The sequence below is a fragment of the Acinetobacter geminorum genome (assembly GCF_013009345.1).
GTDB lineage: Bacteria > Pseudomonadota > Gammaproteobacteria > Pseudomonadales > Moraxellaceae > Acinetobacter > Acinetobacter geminorum.
The window spans coordinates 99,429-119,154 of the sequence record NZ_JABELE010000009.1; the positions used below are offsets into that span (position 1 = coordinate 99,429).

General features: G+C 39.9%; 17 protein-coding genes. 10 read left to right on the top strand and 7 right to left on the bottom strand.

The window, feature by feature from the left end; all coding sequences use genetic code 11:
• Nucleotides 1-73 precede the first annotated feature (73 nt).
• The 3 genes from tynA (at nucleotide 74) to HJG58_RS10240 (ending at nucleotide 5,272) form a co-directional block, all read left to right on the top strand.
• Nucleotides 74-2,389, top strand: a complete 2,316-nt coding sequence (tynA, locus tag HJG58_RS10230) for a primary-amine oxidase (protein WP_170248779.1) — start codon at nucleotides 74-76, stop codon at nucleotides 2,387-2,389.
• Nucleotides 2,390-2,533: 144 nt separating this feature from the next.
• Nucleotides 2,534-3,751, top strand: coding sequence for a hypothetical protein (locus HJG58_RS10235; RefSeq protein ID WP_170248855.1), 1,218 nt, complete (start codon nucleotides 2,534-2,536; stop codon nucleotides 3,749-3,751).
• Nucleotides 3,752-3,784: 33 nt separating this feature from the next.
• A complete protein-coding gene (locus HJG58_RS10240) occupies nucleotides 3,785-5,272 on the top strand; it encodes an NAD-dependent phenylacetaldehyde dehydrogenase (RefSeq protein ID WP_170248780.1) in 1,488 nt (495 codons plus the stop codon).
• Nucleotides 5,273-5,329: 57 nt separating this feature from the next.
• On the opposite strand, the gene pcaD is transcribed toward HJG58_RS10240, so the two are convergent.
• The 7 genes from pcaD to HJG58_RS10275 all read right to left on the bottom strand — a co-directional run bounded on the left by pcaD (nucleotide 5,330) and on the right by HJG58_RS10275 (nucleotide 11,713).
• Entirely contained in the window at nucleotides 5,330-6,109 is a 780-nt protein-coding gene (pcaD, locus tag HJG58_RS10245; protein ID WP_170248781.1) for a 3-oxoadipate enol-lactonase, read from the bottom strand.
• Between the two features lie 10 nt (nucleotides 6,110-6,119).
• Nucleotides 6,120-7,334 (bottom strand): 3-oxoadipyl-CoA thiolase, encoded by a 1,215-nt coding sequence (pcaF, locus tag HJG58_RS10250; RefSeq protein WP_170248782.1) that lies wholly within the window; start codon nucleotides 7,332-7,334, stop codon nucleotides 6,120-6,122.
• A gap of 399 nt (nucleotides 7,335-7,733) precedes the next feature.
• Nucleotides 7,734-8,387, bottom strand: a complete 654-nt coding sequence (locus HJG58_RS10255; protein ID WP_170248783.1) for a 3-oxoacid CoA-transferase subunit B — start codon at nucleotides 8,385-8,387, stop codon at nucleotides 7,734-7,736.
• 18 nt (nucleotides 8,388-8,405) lie between these two features.
• Nucleotides 8,406-9,077: a 3-oxoacid CoA-transferase subunit A gene (locus HJG58_RS10260; RefSeq protein ID WP_032053885.1), complete on the bottom strand. Its 672-nt coding sequence runs from the start codon at nucleotides 9,075-9,077 to the stop codon at nucleotides 8,406-8,408.
• Between the two features lie 134 nt (nucleotides 9,078-9,211).
• Nucleotides 9,212-10,132: a catechol 1,2-dioxygenase gene (gene catA / locus HJG58_RS10265; protein ID WP_002113693.1), complete on the bottom strand. Its 921-nt coding sequence runs from the start codon at nucleotides 10,130-10,132 to the stop codon at nucleotides 9,212-9,214.
• A gap of 160 nt (nucleotides 10,133-10,292) precedes the next feature.
• Nucleotides 10,293-10,583 carry a muconolactone Delta-isomerase gene (catC, locus tag HJG58_RS10270; RefSeq protein ID WP_003651954.1) on the bottom strand — a complete coding sequence of 97 codons (291 nt, stop codon included), beginning with the start codon at nucleotides 10,581-10,583 and terminating at the stop codon, nucleotides 10,293-10,295.
• A 23-nt stretch (nucleotides 10,584-10,606) separates the two neighbouring features.
• Entirely contained in the window at nucleotides 10,607-11,713 is a 1,107-nt protein-coding gene (locus HJG58_RS10275; RefSeq protein WP_170248784.1) for a muconate/chloromuconate family cycloisomerase, read from the bottom strand.
• Nucleotides 11,714-11,813: 100 nt separating this feature from the next.
• Here HJG58_RS10275 and HJG58_RS10280 point away from each other — a divergent pair, with 100 nt between their 5' ends.
• The 7 genes from HJG58_RS10280 to HJG58_RS10310 all read left to right on the top strand — a co-directional run bounded on the left by HJG58_RS10280 (nucleotide 11,814) and on the right by HJG58_RS10310 (nucleotide 19,618).
• Nucleotides 11,814-12,728: a LysR family transcriptional regulator gene (locus HJG58_RS10280; RefSeq protein ID WP_005074181.1), complete on the top strand. Its 915-nt coding sequence runs from the start codon at nucleotides 11,814-11,816 to the stop codon at nucleotides 12,726-12,728.
• 81 nt (nucleotides 12,729-12,809) lie between these two features.
• Complete coding sequence (locus HJG58_RS10285; RefSeq protein WP_216076556.1) at nucleotides 12,810-13,604, top strand: TorF family putative porin; 795 nt, start codon at nucleotides 12,810-12,812, stop codon at nucleotides 13,602-13,604.
• A gap of 496 nt (nucleotides 13,605-14,100) precedes the next feature.
• The gene (locus HJG58_RS10290; RefSeq protein ID WP_170248785.1) at nucleotides 14,101-14,898 is read left to right on the top strand and encodes a 2-keto-4-pentenoate hydratase; all 798 of its coding nucleotides are present in this window, start codon (nucleotides 14,101-14,103) and stop codon (nucleotides 14,896-14,898) included.
• A gap of 11 nt (nucleotides 14,899-14,909) precedes the next feature.
• A complete protein-coding gene (locus HJG58_RS10295) occupies nucleotides 14,910-15,815 on the top strand; it encodes an acetaldehyde dehydrogenase (acetylating) (RefSeq protein WP_170248786.1) in 906 nt (301 codons plus the stop codon).
• An 11-nt stretch (nucleotides 15,816-15,826) separates the two neighbouring features.
• A complete protein-coding gene (gene dmpG / locus HJG58_RS10300) occupies nucleotides 15,827-16,846 on the top strand; it encodes a 4-hydroxy-2-oxovalerate aldolase (RefSeq protein ID WP_170248787.1) in 1,020 nt (339 codons plus the stop codon).
• Nucleotides 16,847-17,262: 416 nt separating this feature from the next.
• Nucleotides 17,263-18,573 (top strand): OprD family outer membrane porin, encoded by a 1,311-nt coding sequence (locus HJG58_RS10305; RefSeq protein ID WP_170248788.1) that lies wholly within the window; start codon nucleotides 17,263-17,265, stop codon nucleotides 18,571-18,573.
• Nucleotides 18,574-18,757: 184 nt separating this feature from the next.
• Nucleotides 18,758-19,618: an alpha/beta fold hydrolase gene (locus HJG58_RS10310; RefSeq protein WP_063098924.1), complete on the top strand. Its 861-nt coding sequence runs from the start codon at nucleotides 18,758-18,760 to the stop codon at nucleotides 19,616-19,618.
• Nucleotides 19,619-19,726 lie beyond the last annotated feature (108 nt).

Genomic DNA, 19,726 nt, shown 5'->3' on the forward strand with positions numbered 1-19,726 from the left:
TCTAATGAATTTCACTCACAGGAAAGTGCATTTTAACTGTCTGATTCAGATAGTTCAGGGATAGATCAAAAGGATGAAACCAATGCGTAAACAACGATTATTGAATGACATACAAAAAATACTGGCACTTAACTTATCAATCGCTGCAAGCTTTTGGGGACTCAATACTCAAGCGTTTGCTCATGGTGGAAAGGCCGAAATGGTCTCACTTTATCAAAATATGAGTGAGCAAGGTGCTAAAGTTGTCAAAGACGATTTTACTAATACTTATATGATCACCAAAGGTTCTATGGTGGTTCGGGCCAAACCCAATTCAGATCAGGTTTTGATAAATGGTAAACCTTTTAAACTCAGTGTCCCTTTATTAGTCAAAGATGGTAAACCTGTTATTGGAAAAGATTTTTTTAATGAAGTTTTCCAGTCTGGGTTAGATCAAACCTTTAAAATTGAAAATACGTTTCATCCACTCAATAGTTTAAATTCCGATGAAATTAAAAAGACATTTGATGTGATTAACCGCTCAAAATATGCCTATAAAAATATGCGTTTTGCCGAATTAAAGCTTAAAGAACCTGAAAAAGCAAAAGTTTGGGACTACTTCATCAATCACAAAGAATATACAGACGCTCGAATTGCATCTTTCATTTTGTTAAAAGGTACCCAAGCGATTGAAGGTGAAGTTAATCTTAATACTCAACAAGTCACCAAATGGAATGTACTTAAAAACACTCATGGAATGGTGTTGCTCGATAATTTTGAAGCCGTACAGCGTGTAATTGAGACGAGTAAAGAATATCAGGAAGCTTTACGCAAACGTGGCATTACCGATGTGAAGAAAGTGATTGCTACTCCGCTAACTGTTGGATATTTTGGCGGTAAAGATGGTCTGGATAAACAACTTAATATATTAAAAGTCGTTGCTTACCTAGATGTAGGGGATGGTAACTACTGGGCGCATCCTATTGAAAATCTAGTTGCTGTAGTCGATTTAGATAAAGAAAAAATTATTAAGATTGAAGAAGGTGCAATCATTCCTGTACCAATGGCAAATCGACCTTATATGTCGAATAAGCCAGTACCAAATAAGCTAAAGCCACTCAATATTACTGAACCTGAGGGCAAAAACTTTAGCATTACCGGTCAAACTATACATTGGGGTAATTGGTGTTTCCATGTCGCACTAGACTCTCGTGTTGGCTTACAGCTTTCAACCGTGACATATAAAGATAAAGGCGTAAAACGTAAAGTCATGTATGAAGGTAACCTTGGTGGAATGGTGGTTCCATATGGTGACCCTGACATGGGATGGTACTTTAAGTCTTATCTGGACTCCGGTGAGTACGGAATGGGAACGCTCACATCAGCCATTCAACTTGGAACTGATGCACCTGAAAATGCAGTTTTACTTGATGCTGTGATTGCAGACTACAAAGGTCAGCCACAAGTGATTCCAAATGCAATCGCAATTTTTGAGCGATATGCTGGCCCTGAATATAAACACCAAGAAATTTTTGGTGATCAGGATGCAAGTGAAGCACGCCGTGAGCTTGTTGTGCGTTGGATTAGTACGGTTGGGAACTACGATTACATGTTTGACTGGGTATTTGCCCAAAATGGTGTAATTGGAATTAATGCGGGTGCGACGGGTATTGAAGCTGTTAAAGGTGTTAAATCACGCACCATGCATGACAGTACCGCCAAAGAAGACACCAAATATGGAACTTTAATTGACCATAATATTGTGGGTACAACGCATCAACACATCTATAACTTCCGCTTAGATATGGATGTAGACGGGGAAAACAACAGCTTTATACATATGGACCCTGTGGTGAAAGCCAATGACAAAGGTGGTGTCCGTACAAGCTCAATGCAAATTGACAGTAAAGTCATTACGAATGAGCAAAATGCGGCTGAAAAATTTGATCCATCCACTATTCGCTTACTCACGAATTTTAACAAGGAAAATAAATTAGGTAATCCAGTTTCTTACCAACTTATTCCGTTTGCGGGTGGAACACACCCTGTTGCGAAAGGTGCTAATTTCTCTAAAGATGAATGGTTATTTAAACGTTTGAACTTTATGGATAAGCAAATTTGGGTGACTCAGTACAATCCAGACGAGCGCTATCCTGAAGGTAAATATTCAAACCGTTCGACTCATGACACAGGGTTAGGACAATTCATTGGCAACAACGAAAATATTGAAAATAAAGACCTTGTGGTGTGGATGACAACTGGTACAACCCATGTAGCACGTGCTGAAGAATGGCCAATCATGCCTACAGAGTGGGTCAATACACTTATCAAACCTTGGAACTTCTTTGACAGCACCCCGACTTTAAACTTGGGCGAAGAAGAGCAAAACACGCAGCACGACCATCACTAAACGAGTAAATGATCTAGAGTGGGTAATGAATCGGTTACCCACACTTGAGCACGGTTAGGCCGTTCGCAAAAAAGGAATTTCTCAATGAAAAATTTATTTTCTCAGGTTGTGAGAGGGACTCTCTTTGTCTCATTTTTTTCAACTGTGCATGCCGGTGAGCTTGAAATTAAGCCAACTTTTGAAGCAACTTTTGGAGCTTTTAGTAGTGGTAAAAGCTATAACGGCGAAAATCTAGAGGATGAAAGAATTAATTGGCAAGAAGGTCATCTTAAATATGGTGCTAAAGGACAGTACACCTTTGAAAACAATCAGCTCTATGCAAGTTTGAGCGGTATTAGCTCGGCAACATTTGGTGATGGTGATGCCGGCCAAAATAGTAGTGGCAAAGAACGTAAAACAGATGTAAATGAATGGATCATTGGTTTTAAAGATGGCACCAATAAAGATGAGTTGACGACCTATGATTTAAGTATTGGTCGGCAAAATATCATGATTGGTGACGGGTTCTTCATTGCAGGTGATGCGTTAAACCTCGGTAAAGCACCTGCGGATGGTACATTAGACCGTGGCGGGGCATATTATCTGGCAGCTCGTCGAAGCTTTGATTTTACAAGTTTGCTTCAATACAAACCGCAAGAGAACACAACCTTAAAACTGGCTTATTTAAAGTCCGACAATAAAGCACAATTTTCACCTGAACTCTTTGTGACTGATCTGATGTATCAGCTTAAAGATAAGGGCGTTGGGTTCACCTATTTAAATGTATTAGACCTTGATGATGCTGAACAGGTTTCAGGGCGCGAAGATCTTAAAAATTATGCTTTACGTTTGAATTATCAACCTTTACCAGAACTACAGCTCAAAACTGAGTTTGTAGTGCAAGATAAAAAAGATGGCCAAGAAAATGCTGGCTACTTGGCACTGAACTATAACTTTTTATCTTCAAAATATACGCCCTCATTAGGCTATCGTTTTAGCCATTTTTCAGACCAATACGACCCTATGTTTTACGGGAATACGGTCGGCTTTGGCACATGGTTTCAAGGTGAAGTTGCCGGAAATTATGCTGGGCCATTCAATAAAAATGCAGATATTCATCAAGTTTCTTACATGATGAACTTGCAAGAAAATTTTATGTTGGGTGCTTTGGCGTATAAGTTTAAAACAGTAAATAAGTCTTTAAGCAATGTGGATGGACATGAGTTAGATATCTTTTCGGTCTGGTCGGTCAATAAAAAATTCAATGTTATTCCTTTAGTTGGGCTTTATAAACCGAAACACGATATCCATAGTGGTGGTACTCAAAACTACGATGACAAAACCAATGTCTATGCGCAGTTAATTTTGCAATACATCTATTAATAGATCCTTTTAAATGAATTGAGAGAAATAAAAATGAGTGAAGTTCAGATTTTACAAAGCGTGCAGCAATTTATGGCACGTCAACATGGACATTTTATTGATGGAAAGTTAGTTGCTGCTGAGCTTTTAGATAAAGTGGATATTGTGAATCCATCGACTGAACAAGTTGTTGCTCAAATTAGTATAGGTAGTCAACAAGATGTAGTAAGCGCCGTTAAAAGTGCTGAACATGCTTTTCAAAATGCTTGGGCTGAAACTACGCCGTATGAACGTGGCGTTAAACTAAATAAGTTGGCAAATTTAATTGAGCAACATGGTGAAGAACTTGCACAGCTTGAGTCGTTGTCTACAGGAAAACTTATCAATATTTCAAGACATCTTGAGGTCGCACAATCCGTTATTTTCTTAAGATATTTTGCTGGTTGGGCAACCAAAATTAATGGTCAAACCATGCAGCCTTCTATTCCTTCTATGCAAGGTGAAAAATATACAGCTTTTACTTTAAGACAACCAGTGGGTGTGGTTGCAGGTATTGTGCCTTGGAATTTCTCACTGATGATTGGCGTTTGGAAAATTGGCTCAGCTTTAACAACTGGTTGTACCATTGTGCTTAAACCAAGTGAGTTTGCCAGCTTATCTTTATTGCGTTTAGCTGAACTTGCCATCGAGGCAGGTATTCCAGCTGGCGTAATTAATGTAGTGACAGGCAAGGGGGAGACTGGACAATATTTAATTGAATCGCCGCTTGTGAAGAAAGTCTCATTTACAGGTTCAGTACCAACTGGCATTGCCATTGGTAAGCTCGCGATGAGCAGTGATTTAACCCGTGTAAGTCTGGAGCTGGGTGGTAAAAATGCGATAGCTATCTTGGCTGATGCAAATATTGATGAGATTTTACCAACTTTGTTGCAAGCAACTTTTATGCATCAAGGTCAAGTTTGTGCATCCCCAGAGCGTTTTTTTGTACACCATACAAAACATGATGAACTTGTCGAGAAACTCTCGAAAGCACTCACTGGTTTCAAAATTGGATCGGCTATGGATGAAGGAAGTATGTTTGGTCCACTCTCTAATCAGCCACATTTTAATAAAGTGAAACATTATTTAGATATGGCTAAAGCCAAAAACCAGATTATTGCCGGTGGTGAGGCTTTAGATCAGGCAGGATATTTTGTACAACCGACTTTGATTTCCTTTAAAAATACAGATGATCCTTTATTTTCAGAGGAAACTTTTGGTCCAGTGGTCGGGGTAATGCCATTTGAAACTGATGAAGAGCTTATTCAGCTTATGAATCAGTCGCGCTTTGGTTTAACCGCAAGTATCTGGACAAATGATTTATCTAAAGCATTGCGTTTGATTCCTAAAATTGAAGCAGGGACCTTGTGGGTCAATATGCATACGTTCTTAGATCCATCAGTTCCATTTGGCGGGGTAAAAGCTTCAGGAATTGGCAGAGAGTTTTCAGATGCATTTATTGAAGATTACACTGAATTAAAATCGGTCATGATTCGATATTAAGTTTCTACGAGATATAAAAAAATGGCCTTTATAGGCCATTTTTTTTGAATCATTAAATTAACCTAATAAAAAATCCTTTAGGATTTTATTAAAAGCTTCTGGTTGCTCTACATTGGAAATATGAGAGGCATCTATTTCTGCAAGTTGTGATTGTGGAATGCGTTGCTGCATAAATTCACCATCTGCGATAGTCGTTACAGGGTCTTGAGTTCCAGCAATCACCAATACAGAAATTTTAATGTCTTTTAATTGCTCTTGGACATCCGCTTTAGCCAAAGCCTCACAACAATTGGCATAACCCATTGCGCTGCCAGCACTTAAGTCGTTACACAGGTTGTTGACAATTGAAGCATGACTTTGGATAAAGGGATCTGTAAACCATCGCGAAGCTGCTGTAGCTGCGATCGGTTGTAAACCTTGCTCACGTACTAATTTTGCACGGTCAAGCCATGCCTGTTCTTGTCCAATTTTAGCGGCAGTATTTGCCACAACCACATGACTAAAACGATCAGGGTAATGAATCGCCAGCCATTGACCGGTTAAACCACCCATAGAAATACCACAAAAAGCAGCTTTGCTAATATTCAGATGATCCAGTAAACGAACAACATCTTCACCTAATTGCTCTACAGTGTATGGGCCGTCAGGGGTAGATGACGAACCGTGACCACGAGTGTCATAGCAGATCACAAAAAATTGATCTTTTAACTCATTAAACTGTTTTTGCCACATGCCATAGTTGGTGCCCAAAGAATTGGAAAACACTAGAGCTGGGGAAGACGGTTCACCAAAGGTTTGATAGTTGATTTGTGCATCGGCAGATTGAAAAGATGGCATTTGTTTCTCCTTAAAGTGCTTCAACACGTTCAATAATCAAAGCAATACCTTGGCCGACACCAATACACATTGAACATAAGGCATAACGACCACCTGTTTGTTCAAGCTGGTTTAAGGCAGTGGTCACTAGTCGTGCACCTGATGCACCAAGTGGATGACCTAAAGCGATGGCACCACCATTTGGATTTACCTTGTTGCTATCATCTGGCAAACCTAAATCACGAGTCACTGCCAAAGCTTGTGCAGCAAAAGCTTCATTCAGCTCAATTACATCCATCTGATCTAAAGTCAGATTGGCTTGTTTTAGTAATTTTTTAATGGCTGGTGCCGGAGCAAAACCCATAATGCGTGGTTCTACACCCACTGCTGTTGAAGCAATAATCTTGGCACGGGGTTTTAAGTTGTAAGCTTGAATGGCATCATCGGAAGCAATCAGTAGAGCTGCCGCACCATCGTTAATCCCTGAAGCATTGCCTGCTGTTACTGTGCCATCTGCTTTAACCACAGGTTTAAGTTTGCTTAAAGCTTCAAGCGTGGTCGATGCACGTGGATGTTCATCGGTATCAATCACCACCGCATCACCCTTACGTTGAGGGATTTCAACTGCCACGATTTCTTTAGAAAAAAAGCCTTTGGCTTGCGCGCTTGTGGTGCGTTGTTGGCTCACCAAGGCAAACTGGTCCTGATCTGCACGATTGACGTTGAACTGTTCAGCCACGTTTTCGGCAGTCTGGGGCATGGTGTCTACACCATACAATTCTTTAAGTTTAGGATTAATGAAACGCCAGCCCATGGTGGTGTCTTCAATCTTCTGGCTACGGCCAAAAGCACTGTCAGACTTACCCATCACATAGGGTGCACGGCTCATGCTTTCTACACCACCAGCAATCACCAAATTTGCTTCACCTGCCTTAATGGCACGGGCAGCAATGGCAATGGCATCGAGTGAAGAACCACACAAACGGTTAATCGTGGTTGCCGGTACTTGGTATGGCAAACCTGCAAGCAGTGCTGACATACGACCGACATTACGGTTATCTTCACCGGCTTGGTTAGCACAACCATAGATCACATCATCGACCTGTTCCCAATCTACATTCGGGTTACGCTGCATGAAGGCTTTAATCGGCACAGCCCCCAGGTCATCGGCACGGACAGGAGCAAGGCCACCGGCATAACGGCCGAATGGAGTACGGATGGCATCGATGATATAAGCGGTTTTCATTCTAACTTTTGTCCTTTACTTCAGGCCTTTTAGCCATTCTCCGTAGGTATTTCGCGGTGGCGACATGGATGTCGCCTCGTTGCTCAGCACAACAGGGATGTTGTGTCTGAGTAACAAAGGTTTTTGGTTACTTTTTTAAAAAAGTGACACGAATTAGCTGGTGGTATCTGGCTTAAACAGGTAAGCCTCCGTTGTGATGATTTATAAATTTTCATATCAACGGATAACATCACGGCTGTAATTTACTGTGATATCCATAGGTCTATTGCATAAGCGATACCTTACTTTTGAAAGGTCAAAAGTAACAAAAACCTTTGTTGAACAGAGGAGGCTTCCTTGCCTCCCTGTCCAACGGGCGACATCCATGTCGCCTGTCACGATAGTTACTGCTGTTTAAACTTACCCTTGAGTCGCATCAATCAAAGTTGCACCAGTCAAAGCCTGTAACTCATCAAAGCTAAGACCTTTCACTTTCTCAATCACCTTCAAACCATCTTTGGTCACATCAATCACACAAAGATCAGTGTAAATACGGTCAACACATTTTTTACCCGTCACTGGATAAGTTAGCTCAGCCACAATCTTCGGCTCACCTTGTTTGGTTACATGGTCTGTGGTGATAAATACTTTCTTAGCGCCCACAGCCAAATCCATCGCACCACCAACCGCAGGAATCGCATCCGGTGCTCCCGTGTGCCAGTTCGCCAAGTCACCATTCGCGGCAACCTGAAATGCACCAAGTACTGCAATATCAAGGTGACCACCACGCATCATCGCAAATGAGTCGCCATGGTGGAAAAAGCTGCCGCCTTCAAGCATGGTCACAAACTCTTTACCCGCATTAATCAGTTCAGGATCTTCTTCACCAGCAGCTGGCGGTGGGCCAAAAGCCAATAAACCATTTTCAGAATGAAGAAAAATATCTTTATCCTCAGGTAAGTAGCTCGCAATCTTGGTTGGTAGGCCAATACCCAAGTTCACATAGGCACCATCTGGAATATCTTGCGCCACACGTTGTGCAATCTGGTCACGGCTGTGTTTCTGGTAGCTCATGTTATTTCTCCTTATTGCTTACTGTGCTGGCGCTACTTGTACAACATGCTGTACAAAAATACCCGGGGTGATGATGTGCTCAGGGTCTAATCCACCTAGCTCTACCACTTCAGAAACCTGAGCAATGGTGACATCAGCAGCCATCGCCATAATCGGGCCAAAGTTACGTGCAGATTTACGGTAAACCAGATTGCCCCAGCGGTCGCCTTTGTAAGCTTTAATCAAGGCAAAGTCAGCCTTGATTGGATATTCAAGTACGTAATCTTTCCCATCGATCTGGCGGGTCTCTTTACCTTCGGCCAAAAGTGTTCCAAAGCCTGTTGGGGTAAATACCGCCCCAAGGCCCATACCAGCTGCCTGAATACGACATGCCAGATTACCTTGCGGCACTACTTCAAGCTCGACTTTTCCAGCACGATAAAGTTCATCAAACACATAAGAATCTGACTGACGTGGGAAAGAGCAGATGACTTTTTTAACCGAACCAGCTTTAAGTAGTTTCGCCAAACCATAATCGCCATTACCGGCATTGTTACTGACGATGGTTAAATCTTTAACACCGAGTTCAATAAGACCGTCAATGAGTTCAGCGGGTTGTCCTGCGGTACCGAAACCACCAATCAGAATGGTTGCACCATCTTTAATCTGCGATAGAACCTCGCTTAGTGAGGACTTACTTTTGTCAATCATGTGAGAAACCCTAGAGCATGAGGTAACGTGATGTATTACTACCGCTAAAAATTTACTTAAATTCTTAATGGTAGTAATAAATGGAATAAATTTTGTGAGTCAAAAGCGAACTTTTAACTCACATATACTTTCAATTAAGCACTAGCGCGACGACGTTCAACTTCAGTTGAAGGAGCAGCAGCGGCATCTTTAACAAGTTCAATGTTAAATGTGATGTGTTTGAAAGCGTGATCTAAACCACGGCGTTGAATTTCAGCTGGGTCAGTTACATCAACTGCTGTTGCAACTAAGCCGTCACGGGTTGCGAAAGCAAAGTCATCCCATAAGTACTCATCACCCTCAATGTTGAATTGAGTAGTCAGCTTGCGATAACCCGGTGCAGAAACGAAGTAATGAACGTGAGATGGACGGTTACCATGACGGCCTAATTTGTTAAGAAGGGCCTGAGTTGTACCTTCTGGCGGGCAACCATAACCTACAGGCATAGTTGTTAATGCAACATACTTACCATCAGCATCAGTCAAGATGGTACGACGTAAGTTGAAGTCAGATTGAGACTTATCAAAGAATGAATAGTTACCCAAACTGTTGGCATGCCATACTTCAACTTTGGCATTTTCAATGATATTGCCATCAGTATCAGTTACAGTACCTTCAATAATTAAGGTGTCGATTTTGCCAGATTCTGTACCATCATCCATACGCGCAAAACCAACAGATTCAGGCGCACCAGCTACATAAAGTGGGCCTTCGATGGTACGTGGTGTGCCACCCGTAACACCAGCTTTGGCATCAGCTTCATCTGCACGTAAATCAAGATAATGCTCTAAACCTAAGCCAGCTGCCAAAAGACCAAGTTCGTTTGCTTGACCTGCGTCTGTGAAATATTCCAAACCTTTCCATACTTCTGATGGTTGGATGTCTAAATCTTCAATGGCTTGAAATAAATCCCCGAGAAGGCGCACTACAATTTGTTGAACACGTGCATCAACTTCGCCTTTTGCAGTGTCGACATTCATTTGTTTTACAAGCGCATCAATTTGTTGACGGTTCATACTAAAACTCCTTAAGTATGCAATACGGTTTTGGGTGGCAGCGCTGCGGGCATTTTGTCTTGCTAGCGAATAATTGCCGCCACGTTCCTTGTTACCTTCTGAATAATCTGCTTGGTTTTTAAATGGACTTCAGAGATCACATTTAAAAAATTCTTTTGGTTTACGAATCATCATCACGAACAGAAGAAGGGTGGCGATTAAGTGCCATCACTTCGATGTTCATGTAGGGATAGAGAGGTAAACCCTGTAAAATATTGTGCAATTCTTCATTACTCTCGACATCAAAAATACTGATGTTTGAGTACTGGCCTGTAACTCGCCAGATGTGACGCCATTTACCTTGGCGTTGCAGATCTTGCGAATAAGCCTTTTCAACGGCCTTAATTTCATTTGCTTTGTCGGCTGGCATATCAAGTGGAATATGCACATCCATACGTACATGAAATAACATGGGAAACTCCTTATCCTGTTGCCTTAACGACGTAACTTCTCGACTTTATCTTCATCAATTTCAATGCCTAAGCCCGGAGCTGTTGGCAAGTGCAATTCAAAGTTTTCGTAACGTAGCGGTTCCTTCAAAATTTCTTCGGTAAGTAATAACGGACCAAATAATTCAGTACCGAATGCTAATGTTTCAAAAGTTGCAAATGCATGAGCAGAAGCAATGCTACCTACAGGGCCTTCAAGCATGGTACCGCCATAAAGATCAATTCCAGCCAAACCTGCAACCTTGGCAACTTCACACGCTTCGATCAGACCACCAGATTGTTCAATTTTTACGGCAAATACATCAGCACCATGGCTTTTTGCAATACGGTATGCGCTGTCGGGACCAGTTAAAGCTTCATCTGCCATAATTGCGACATCAAAACGACGTGTTAAACGAGCAAGTGCTTCAGTATTTTGAATAGCACAAGGCTGTTCAATTAAATCAATCCCGCCATCTTGTAGCTGTTGAATACCTTGAATACATTCCAGCTCTGACCATGCACGATTTACGTCAACGCGTACACTAATATCAGCACCGAGTGCTTTTTTAATTGCAATCACATGATCAACATCGTGTTGCAAAGGGCGTGAACCAATTTTGAGTTTGAACGTGTTATGACGTTTTAACTCAATCATTTTTCGAGCTTCAGCAATATCTTTTTCTGTGTCACCAGACGCGAGCGTCCAAAGTACAGGTAAACTATTACGCAGACGTCCGCCTAAAACTTCGCTTAACGGCACGCCTAAACGTTTTGCCTGAATATCCAGTAAAGCAGTCTGAATGGCACATTTCGCGAAACGGTTACCATTAATATTCTTACGAATCAGTTTTAGTGTTTGAGCAACATTTAAATCTTTAACTGATGCGAGTAATGGTGCAAAGTAAGTATCAATATTGGCTTTGACACTTTCAGGACTTTCTTCACCATAGTTCAGTCCACCAATGGTGGTCGCTTCACCCCAACCGACAATACCATCCATGGTCGTAATTTTAACGAGCACCAAAGTCTGAGTACGCATGGTAGTCACAGACAACTGGTGAGGACGGATAGTTGGAATATCCACAAGTATGGTTTCTATGGTTCTATACATGAAGTTTCAACTATTTCAAACTTGTTTACATACCATAGAAGAATGTAATAGCCTAAAATAGATATAGAACGGTATTTTAAGATACTAAAAAGGTATATTAATGGAATTAAGACATCTACGTTATTTTGTTACCGTTGTTGAAGAACAAAGTCTGACTAAGGCCGCAGAAAAGCTTTTTATTGCTCAGCCACCACTCACGCGCCAAATCAAAAAACTAGAGGAGGAGTTAGGCATTGATCTATTTGTGAAAGGCTCACGTCCATTAAAAGTGACTGAAGCAGGGCTGTTTTTTTACCAACATGCGGTACAGATTTTGACCCATACAGCTCAAGCTGCTTCTATGGCAAAGAAACTGAAGCTAGTCGAGAATGTTGTTAAAGTTGGCTATGTGAGTTCGCTTCTTTACGGGCGATTACCGCAGGTCATTTATCTATTTAGACAAAAAAATCCTGACATTCATGTCGAGCTTATTGAATGTGGTACACGTGATCAGGTCGAAGCATTAAAACTAGGTAAAATTGATTTAGGTTTTGGTCGTTTACCCATTAGCGATCCAGCGATTAAACGACTTTTACTTCGAAAAGAAAAATTAAAACTCGCGATTCATAAAAAGCATCCATTAAGTGAATTTCAAGAATCGGGAATTTATTTATCTCAAATTATTAATGAGACAATTTTTTCTTATCCAACAACACCTAAACCCAATTTTTCGACCACTATTCAAGCTTTATTTACTAAATTAGGTCTTGTGCCGGCCAAGCTGACTGAAGTACGAGAAATTCACATGGCGCTTGGCTTGGTGGCATCTGGAGAGGGTATATGTATTATTCCAGAAAGCGCCTGTGATATTGGAATGAAGAATCTAACTTATTTAAATATCTTAGACTTAGAAGCCTATAGTCCCATTTCTCTTTCTATGCGCAATATGGACCAAAGTTCGTATATTCCTAAAATTTTAGATTGTATTGAAGAAATTTATAGCGAAGAAGAAGTGTCCAGAAATTTGAATTTATAACTTTTTAATACGTTTTAAATTGAATTATCATGTTATTTTAAAACTTTAAGATTATAGGTAATATTTAATAGGAATTAATAGATGAGAAAAATTTTAGGGATAGCTTCTCTTATTATGTCTACTGGTGTTGTACATGCTAAACAATTAAATGAACAAGAACAAATTTCTCCATACAGTGCTAATGTAACCTTCGCAAGTCAATATATATCACGTGGTTTTCAACAAACTTGGGGTAAGCCAGCATTACAGATCGGTTTAGACTATGCAAATCCGAATGGATTATTTGTGGGCACTTGGGCCTCGAATGTAAGTTCCAAATATATTCGTGATGCTTCAGTTGAGTGGGATTTTTATACAGGTTATATAAAAACTTTTGATAAGTTTTCAGCTGGAATGACGGTTTTTTATTACTATTATCCAGGAGCCAAAAGTACACCTGAAACGGGGAGTACCAGCTATAACTATGGCGAAATTGTGCCTCAAATTGGTTATGGGCCTTTGACTCTTAAATATTTTATTACCTATACCCCAGATTATGCAGGCTATAACTCAAATACGATGGGCGGCCCTGAGGGTAAACGTTCACGAGGAACAACTTATTTAGATTTAACTTTTACTCAGCCTATTAATGAGTCTTGGACTTTTGGTGCTCACTATGGCTATGAAAGAATTAAAAATTTCTCGGAAGCTAACTTTCAAGATATGAAAGTCGAGCTGATTAAAGATTTAGGCGATGGTTGGACTACAGGGTTAGCCTATACCAAAGCTTGGGATAAGCATGGATATTATAAAAAGTATAGTAATGGTGAACCAGATGCGCCAATTTCAAATCCGATTGACTCGACTTTTACAGTGTCTGTAAAAAAAGTGTTTTAAGTTAAACTTATTAATAGTGGTCTGATTAACTACGTTTGAAAGATATCTGTAAACTTTCAAACGTAGTTAAGATGGGCTTTTTTATGTTTTAAAATGAATTGCAGTAGGTGTAAATTAAGAGTTACTTAAGCATCTTCAACAATAACTAAACGTAAGACTATCTAGTGTAATATATAAAATTTGAAAATTAGTATTTTTCTAACCTCTAAAAAAATATATTGATTAATAAAATTATTATAGTTACTTAGCATTAAATTTTTTAACAGCATTTTGGGGCTGATTATAAATAAAAACTATTATATGAAACAAAATAAGTATTGGCATTTAATTAGGGATTTTCCCATTCTTAAGCTGTGTTTTATATGTACGTTCCCGTAGGTAGCTGTCTCGGAAAATACAAGGGATTTGTTGTTTCTAACTTTGCCTGAACTTCGTATTCCGTTCTATACCTTTCGTACGCAGTAAACATTCAATTTTGCAGTTTAAGGAAATATTGATGTCAAATTCTGCTGTTGTCGATTCAGTTGCTTTGGCTTTAAGGCAGGCTGAACTATCACAAACTGCGATTGTTCCAATACGTGCTGAACTCGGTGGTGAACAGGCAAGTGTGGATATCGCTTATGCAGTACAGGAAATCAATACTGTACGTGCATTATCGGAAGGACGCCGTTTAGTAGGTCGTAAAATTGGGTTGACTTCAAAAGCCGTACAAGCTCAGCTTGGGGTGGATCAGCCTGATTTTGGAATGCTATTTGCCGATATGGCATACGGTGATGGTGATGTAATTCCAATAAGTAAATTAATTCAGCCAAAAGTTGAAGCTGAAATTGCGCTTGTACTCAAACATGATTTAACCCAAATCAGACATACATATGCAGACATTATTAGCGCTACAGACTATGCCTTGCCTGCTATTGAAGTCGTCGATAGCCGTATTGAGAACTGGAAAATCTCATTAATTGACACTGTTGCTGACAACGCTTCTAGTGCAGCTTTTGTTTTAGGTTCGCGTCCAGTACAGCTTGATCAACTTGATTTAGTGAACTGCAAAATGGTCATGACTCGTAGTAGTGAAATTGTCTCAGAGGGCGTGGGTAAAGCTTGTTTGGCCAACCCGTTGAATGCAGCTATTTGGTTGGCCGATGAAATGGTACGACGTGGGCGTCCGTTACAGGCTGGAGATATTGTTTTAACAGGGGCATTGGGTCCAATGGTTGTAGCTCAAGCCGGAGATGAGTTCGTAGTAAAAATTGAAGGCTTCGACTCAGTTACCGCATGCTTTGCTACTGAATAAAGGATAGGGAAATGAATAAGATCAAATGTGCCTTAATCGGTCCGGGAAATATTGGAACAGATTTATTGTATAAATTACAGCGTAGTGAAGTGCTAGAACCTGTATGGATGATAGGGATTGATCCTACTTCTGAAGGCTTGGCCCGTGCTGCAAAAATGGGTTTAAAGACTACATCTGATGGAGTTGATGGTTTATTACCTCATGTACTTGAAGATGATATCAAAATTGCTTTTGATGCGACTTCAGCGTATGTGCATGCAGAGAATAGCCGTAAGCTTAATGAGCTTGGCGTGTTAATGATTGATTTAACGCCTGCGGCAATTGGTCCATTTTGTGTGCCGCCAGTGAACTTAGAAGCTCTGCTAGACGCAGGTGAAGTCCCTAACGTCAATATGGTGACTTGCGGTGGGCAAGCAACTATTCCTATGGTCGCAGCGATTTCAAGAGTACAGACAGTTAACTATGCTGAAATCATTGCGACTGTATCAACAAAATCGGTTGGCCCAGGTACTCGTAAGAACATTGATGAATTTACTCGTACTACGGCTGGTGCAATTGAAAAGGTTGGGGGAGCTAAACAAGGTAAAGCCATCATTATTATTAACCCGGCTGAACCACCATTAATGATGCGCGACACGGTTCATTGTTTAGTTGAAGGAGAGCCTGACCAAGTTGCAATTACGGAATCAGTCAATACGATGATTCAAGAAGTCCAAAAATATGTTCCGGGCTATCAGTTAGTTAATGGCCCTGTATTTGATGGTAATCGTGTTTCTATATTTCTTGAAGTAGAAGGCCTAGGCGATTATTTACCGAAATATGCAGGTAATCTTGACATTATGACTGCGGCAGCTGCACGTACTGCAGAAATGTTTGCAGAACGCGTTTTATCTAACCAAAAAGTAGAAGCTGTTTAAGGAGAAACCGTATGTCTAAGATTATTGTGCATGATATGACGTTACGTGATGGTATGCATCCTCAACGCCATCAAACTACAGTTGAGCAAATGATTGCCATTTCAACCGCGTTAGACGAAGCGGGTGTGCCATTAATTGAAGTCACTCATGGTGATGGATTGGGGGGAAGTTCTGTTAACTATGGTTTCGCTGCCGCAACAGATGAAGAATATTTGTCTGCCGTTGTGCCACGCATGAAAAATGCCAAAGTGTCAGCGTTGTTATTGCCTGGCATTGGAACAGTTGATCATTTAAAAATGGCACATGAAATTGGTGTTTCAACCATTCGTGTTGCAACACACTGTACAGAAGCAGATGTATCTGAACAGCATATTACTGCTGCCCGTAAATTGGGAATGGATACGGTAGGCTTTTTAATGTTAGCTCATATGGCTACACCAGAACATTTGCTACAAGAAGCAAAAAAGATGGTGTCTTATGGGGCTAACTGTATTTATGTTACAGACTCTGCTGGTTATATGTTGCCTACAGATGTAAGCGATCGGATTGGGTTACTCCGCCAAGAACTTGATAGCAATATTGAGTTAGGTTTCCATGGTCACCATAACTTGGGTATGGGCGTTGCCAATACTGTTGCTGCGGTTGAAGCTGGTGCAATTCGAGTCGACTTGGCGGCAGCTGGTCTAGGAGCAGGAGCAGGCAATACGCCGCTTGAATTATTTATTGCGGTTGCAAATCGTATGCAAATAGAAACAGGCATAGACTTGTTTAAAGTGCAAGATATTGCAGAAGATCTTGTGATACCAATGATGCTAAATCCAATTCGTGCCGATCGTGATGCAGCAACATTAGGTTATGCAGGTGTATATTCTTCTTTCTTGTTGTTTGCAAAACGTGCTGAAGCTAAATATGGTGTTTCTGCACGTGAAATTTTATTAGAGCTTGGTCGCCGTGGTACGGTTGGGGGACAGGAGGATATGATTGAAGATCTTGCCTTGACCATGTCAAAAGCGAAAGTAATGAGCGCATAAGTTTTTTACAAATGAAAAAGAGCACTCCACGAGAGTGCTTTTTTATATCTAATGATTTGATCTAGATGAAATAACTTGAATATAAGTGTTATTTTCTATAAATGGATGGATATCATTTTTGATTGGATGAGTTTCTATTTAAATAAAAAAACGATTAGAAAATTAAAAATAGCAAATTTAAATAAAGATATTTTAATAAAAAATAGATATATAACAAATGTTTATTCTGGTTTTTAGGTAATGATTAATTGTTTTTAATGATCTGTTAAAAATCCTCATTACTGGAAAAGTAACATTTTTTTAAAGCATTGAGTTTAAAAAGAAAAGTATCTTAATACTCTAGTCGAATTTTTCATAAAAATAGAGTTGAGCATGATAGGGCTTGTTTTCATGGATTGATTGAAAGGAAGTACGCAATGCGTCGTCAAACGTTATGGATCGCAATGGCTTGCGCAATAGCAACAATAGGGGCTACTGGCACATATGCAGGCTTTGTTGAAGATAGTCAGGTTCAGCTGAAATTTAAAAACTTCTATTTAGACCGCCAGTATGATGACACCCCTGCAAAAAACTGGGGTAGTTGGTCACAAGCTGCGACACTGGATGCAAAATCGGGTTATGCAGAGTTTGGGGCATTAGAACTTGGTGTTGATGTGTTGGCACAGTATGCTGTACGTCTGGATGGTCGTGACCGTAATGCCGATTGGGTTCTGCCGTATAGTGGAATTTCTGGTACAGGCATAGGAAAACAAGAGCGTCAGTTTGGAAAAATAGGAGCAACTCTTAAAGCGAAAATCAGCCAAACTGAATTACGAATTGGTGAAATTTTACCTGTAACACCAGTAATTCATTTTGACCCATCTCGTCAATTATTGACCACTTATAATGGGGTATGGCTAGAGTCAAAAGATATTAAAAACACCAAATTAACGTTAGGTTATTTGGATAGTATCAATGCCCGTTATGAAAATCAGCCAATGGATTTTGGTCTATGGCCTAAAGCATTAAATAATGATGGTAAAACTGATGGGATGTATGTTGCAGGCATAGATTACCAATTAAATAAAAACTGGTCTGCAAGTTACTTTTATGGCGATGTGACGAATATCTATCGTCAAAATTACTTGGGTGTGAACTATAAAAATAATTATGACAAGTTAAAAGTCGATTCACACATACGTTTTTTCGACAATGCAGAGTCGGGAGATGCCTTGTATGGTGATATTGATAATCAGGCATTGTCTATAGGCTCAACCTTAACTTATGGCTCGCACAGCGTAGGTTTGTCTTATCAGCAAATGTTTGGCGACTATGGTAGTAATCCGAGTGCAGCAACAGGCGCTCCGTATTTTCCAACACTTGCAGGTTGGGTACCACAGCCTTATTTAGATAACTGGTCAGTTGCGAGTTTTATTCGTAAAGATGAAAAATCGGTTGGTATAACCTATAGCTACGATTTTAGTGAACTGGGCATTCAAGGATTAAAAACTACTGCAAAATATTGGCATGGCTGGGGTATCGATTCAGCATATGAATCAAATACATTAACTGGAAACGGCAAAGAGGATGAATTTAACTTTATTCTGAATTATGTAGTGCCAGAAGGGAAGTTAAAAGGCTTGGGATTCCAGTGGATGTATATAGATGTCAATTTTGACAATATTGCAGGCCAAAAGAGTGATTTGCAAGAAAATCGTATTGCAACGACATACACCTATAAATTTTAAATACTTTTAAATATTGCTTTAAATAACATTGGTTTATTAATACTTATTTTATATCACCTCATCGTAAACAAGTATCAGTTTAGGTGCTGTGAACAGGTAATATAGGTGAGTAAAACATTTGAAATTTGGCGTATTAAATCGGCCTAATCTTGGGTTGGGCTGTACAAATTGTAAGAGGAATAAGATGGGAACAGTACAAATCCCCGAATATAAAACAGATCCATTTTTTGGTTTGGAAGACAAATGGATTGAAACTGCAGCAGGCGAGCTCACTCATTATCATGAGCTTGGAGAAGGTACTCCAATTTTATTTTTACATGGTTCTGGTACGGGTGTTTCAGCAGCAGCAAACTGGTGGTTGAACTTACCACAAATTGCTGAGCAAGGACGTTGTATCGCAATTGATTCAATTGGTTATGGCCAAACTGTTGTTGCAGAAGGAACTGTTTATGGTATTCGTGAGTGGGTAGATCATGCAGTCCGTGTATTAGATGCTTTAGGAATTGAAAAAACTTGGTTGGTTGGTAATTCTTTAGGGGGATGGTTAGCATTCCAGTTTGTATTAGATTATCCAGAGCGTGTACTAGGTATTGTATCAATGGGAACGGGTGGTGCTAAGCAGACAGCAGCACTTAAAGCACATGCTAATCCTGAATTAACAGAAGCTGGTATCCGTAAAACTTTAGAAATGTTTGTAGTGGATAAGTCTTTAGTTACTGATGAATTGGTTAAAGTTCGTTTTGAGGCCGCTAAAAATGACTATGCATCAGATCGATTAATGGAAGTGGTTGGGGCTCGAGACCGTGACCGATTCGAGTTTCCTCTCGATTTCGATAAAATGAAAAATATTCAGATTCCTGTGTTACTTATTCATGGTGTGCAAGATGTAGTTATTCCTGTATCACGTACTTGGGATATTTTGAATATTGTACCGAATGCTGATGCTCATATATTTAGTCAATGTGGGCATTGGTCGCAAGTTGAAAAAGCTGATGAGTTTAACCAGATCATTAAACAATATTTAGCATTGCATGATGTTAAATAAAAGATAGAAAGAAGAGTAGGAGAACTAACTGATTTCTCCTTCTCTTAAATTATAAATTTGTTTTTGTTGAATATTTTTTAAATCATCTTAGACTTTTGTATTAACTTA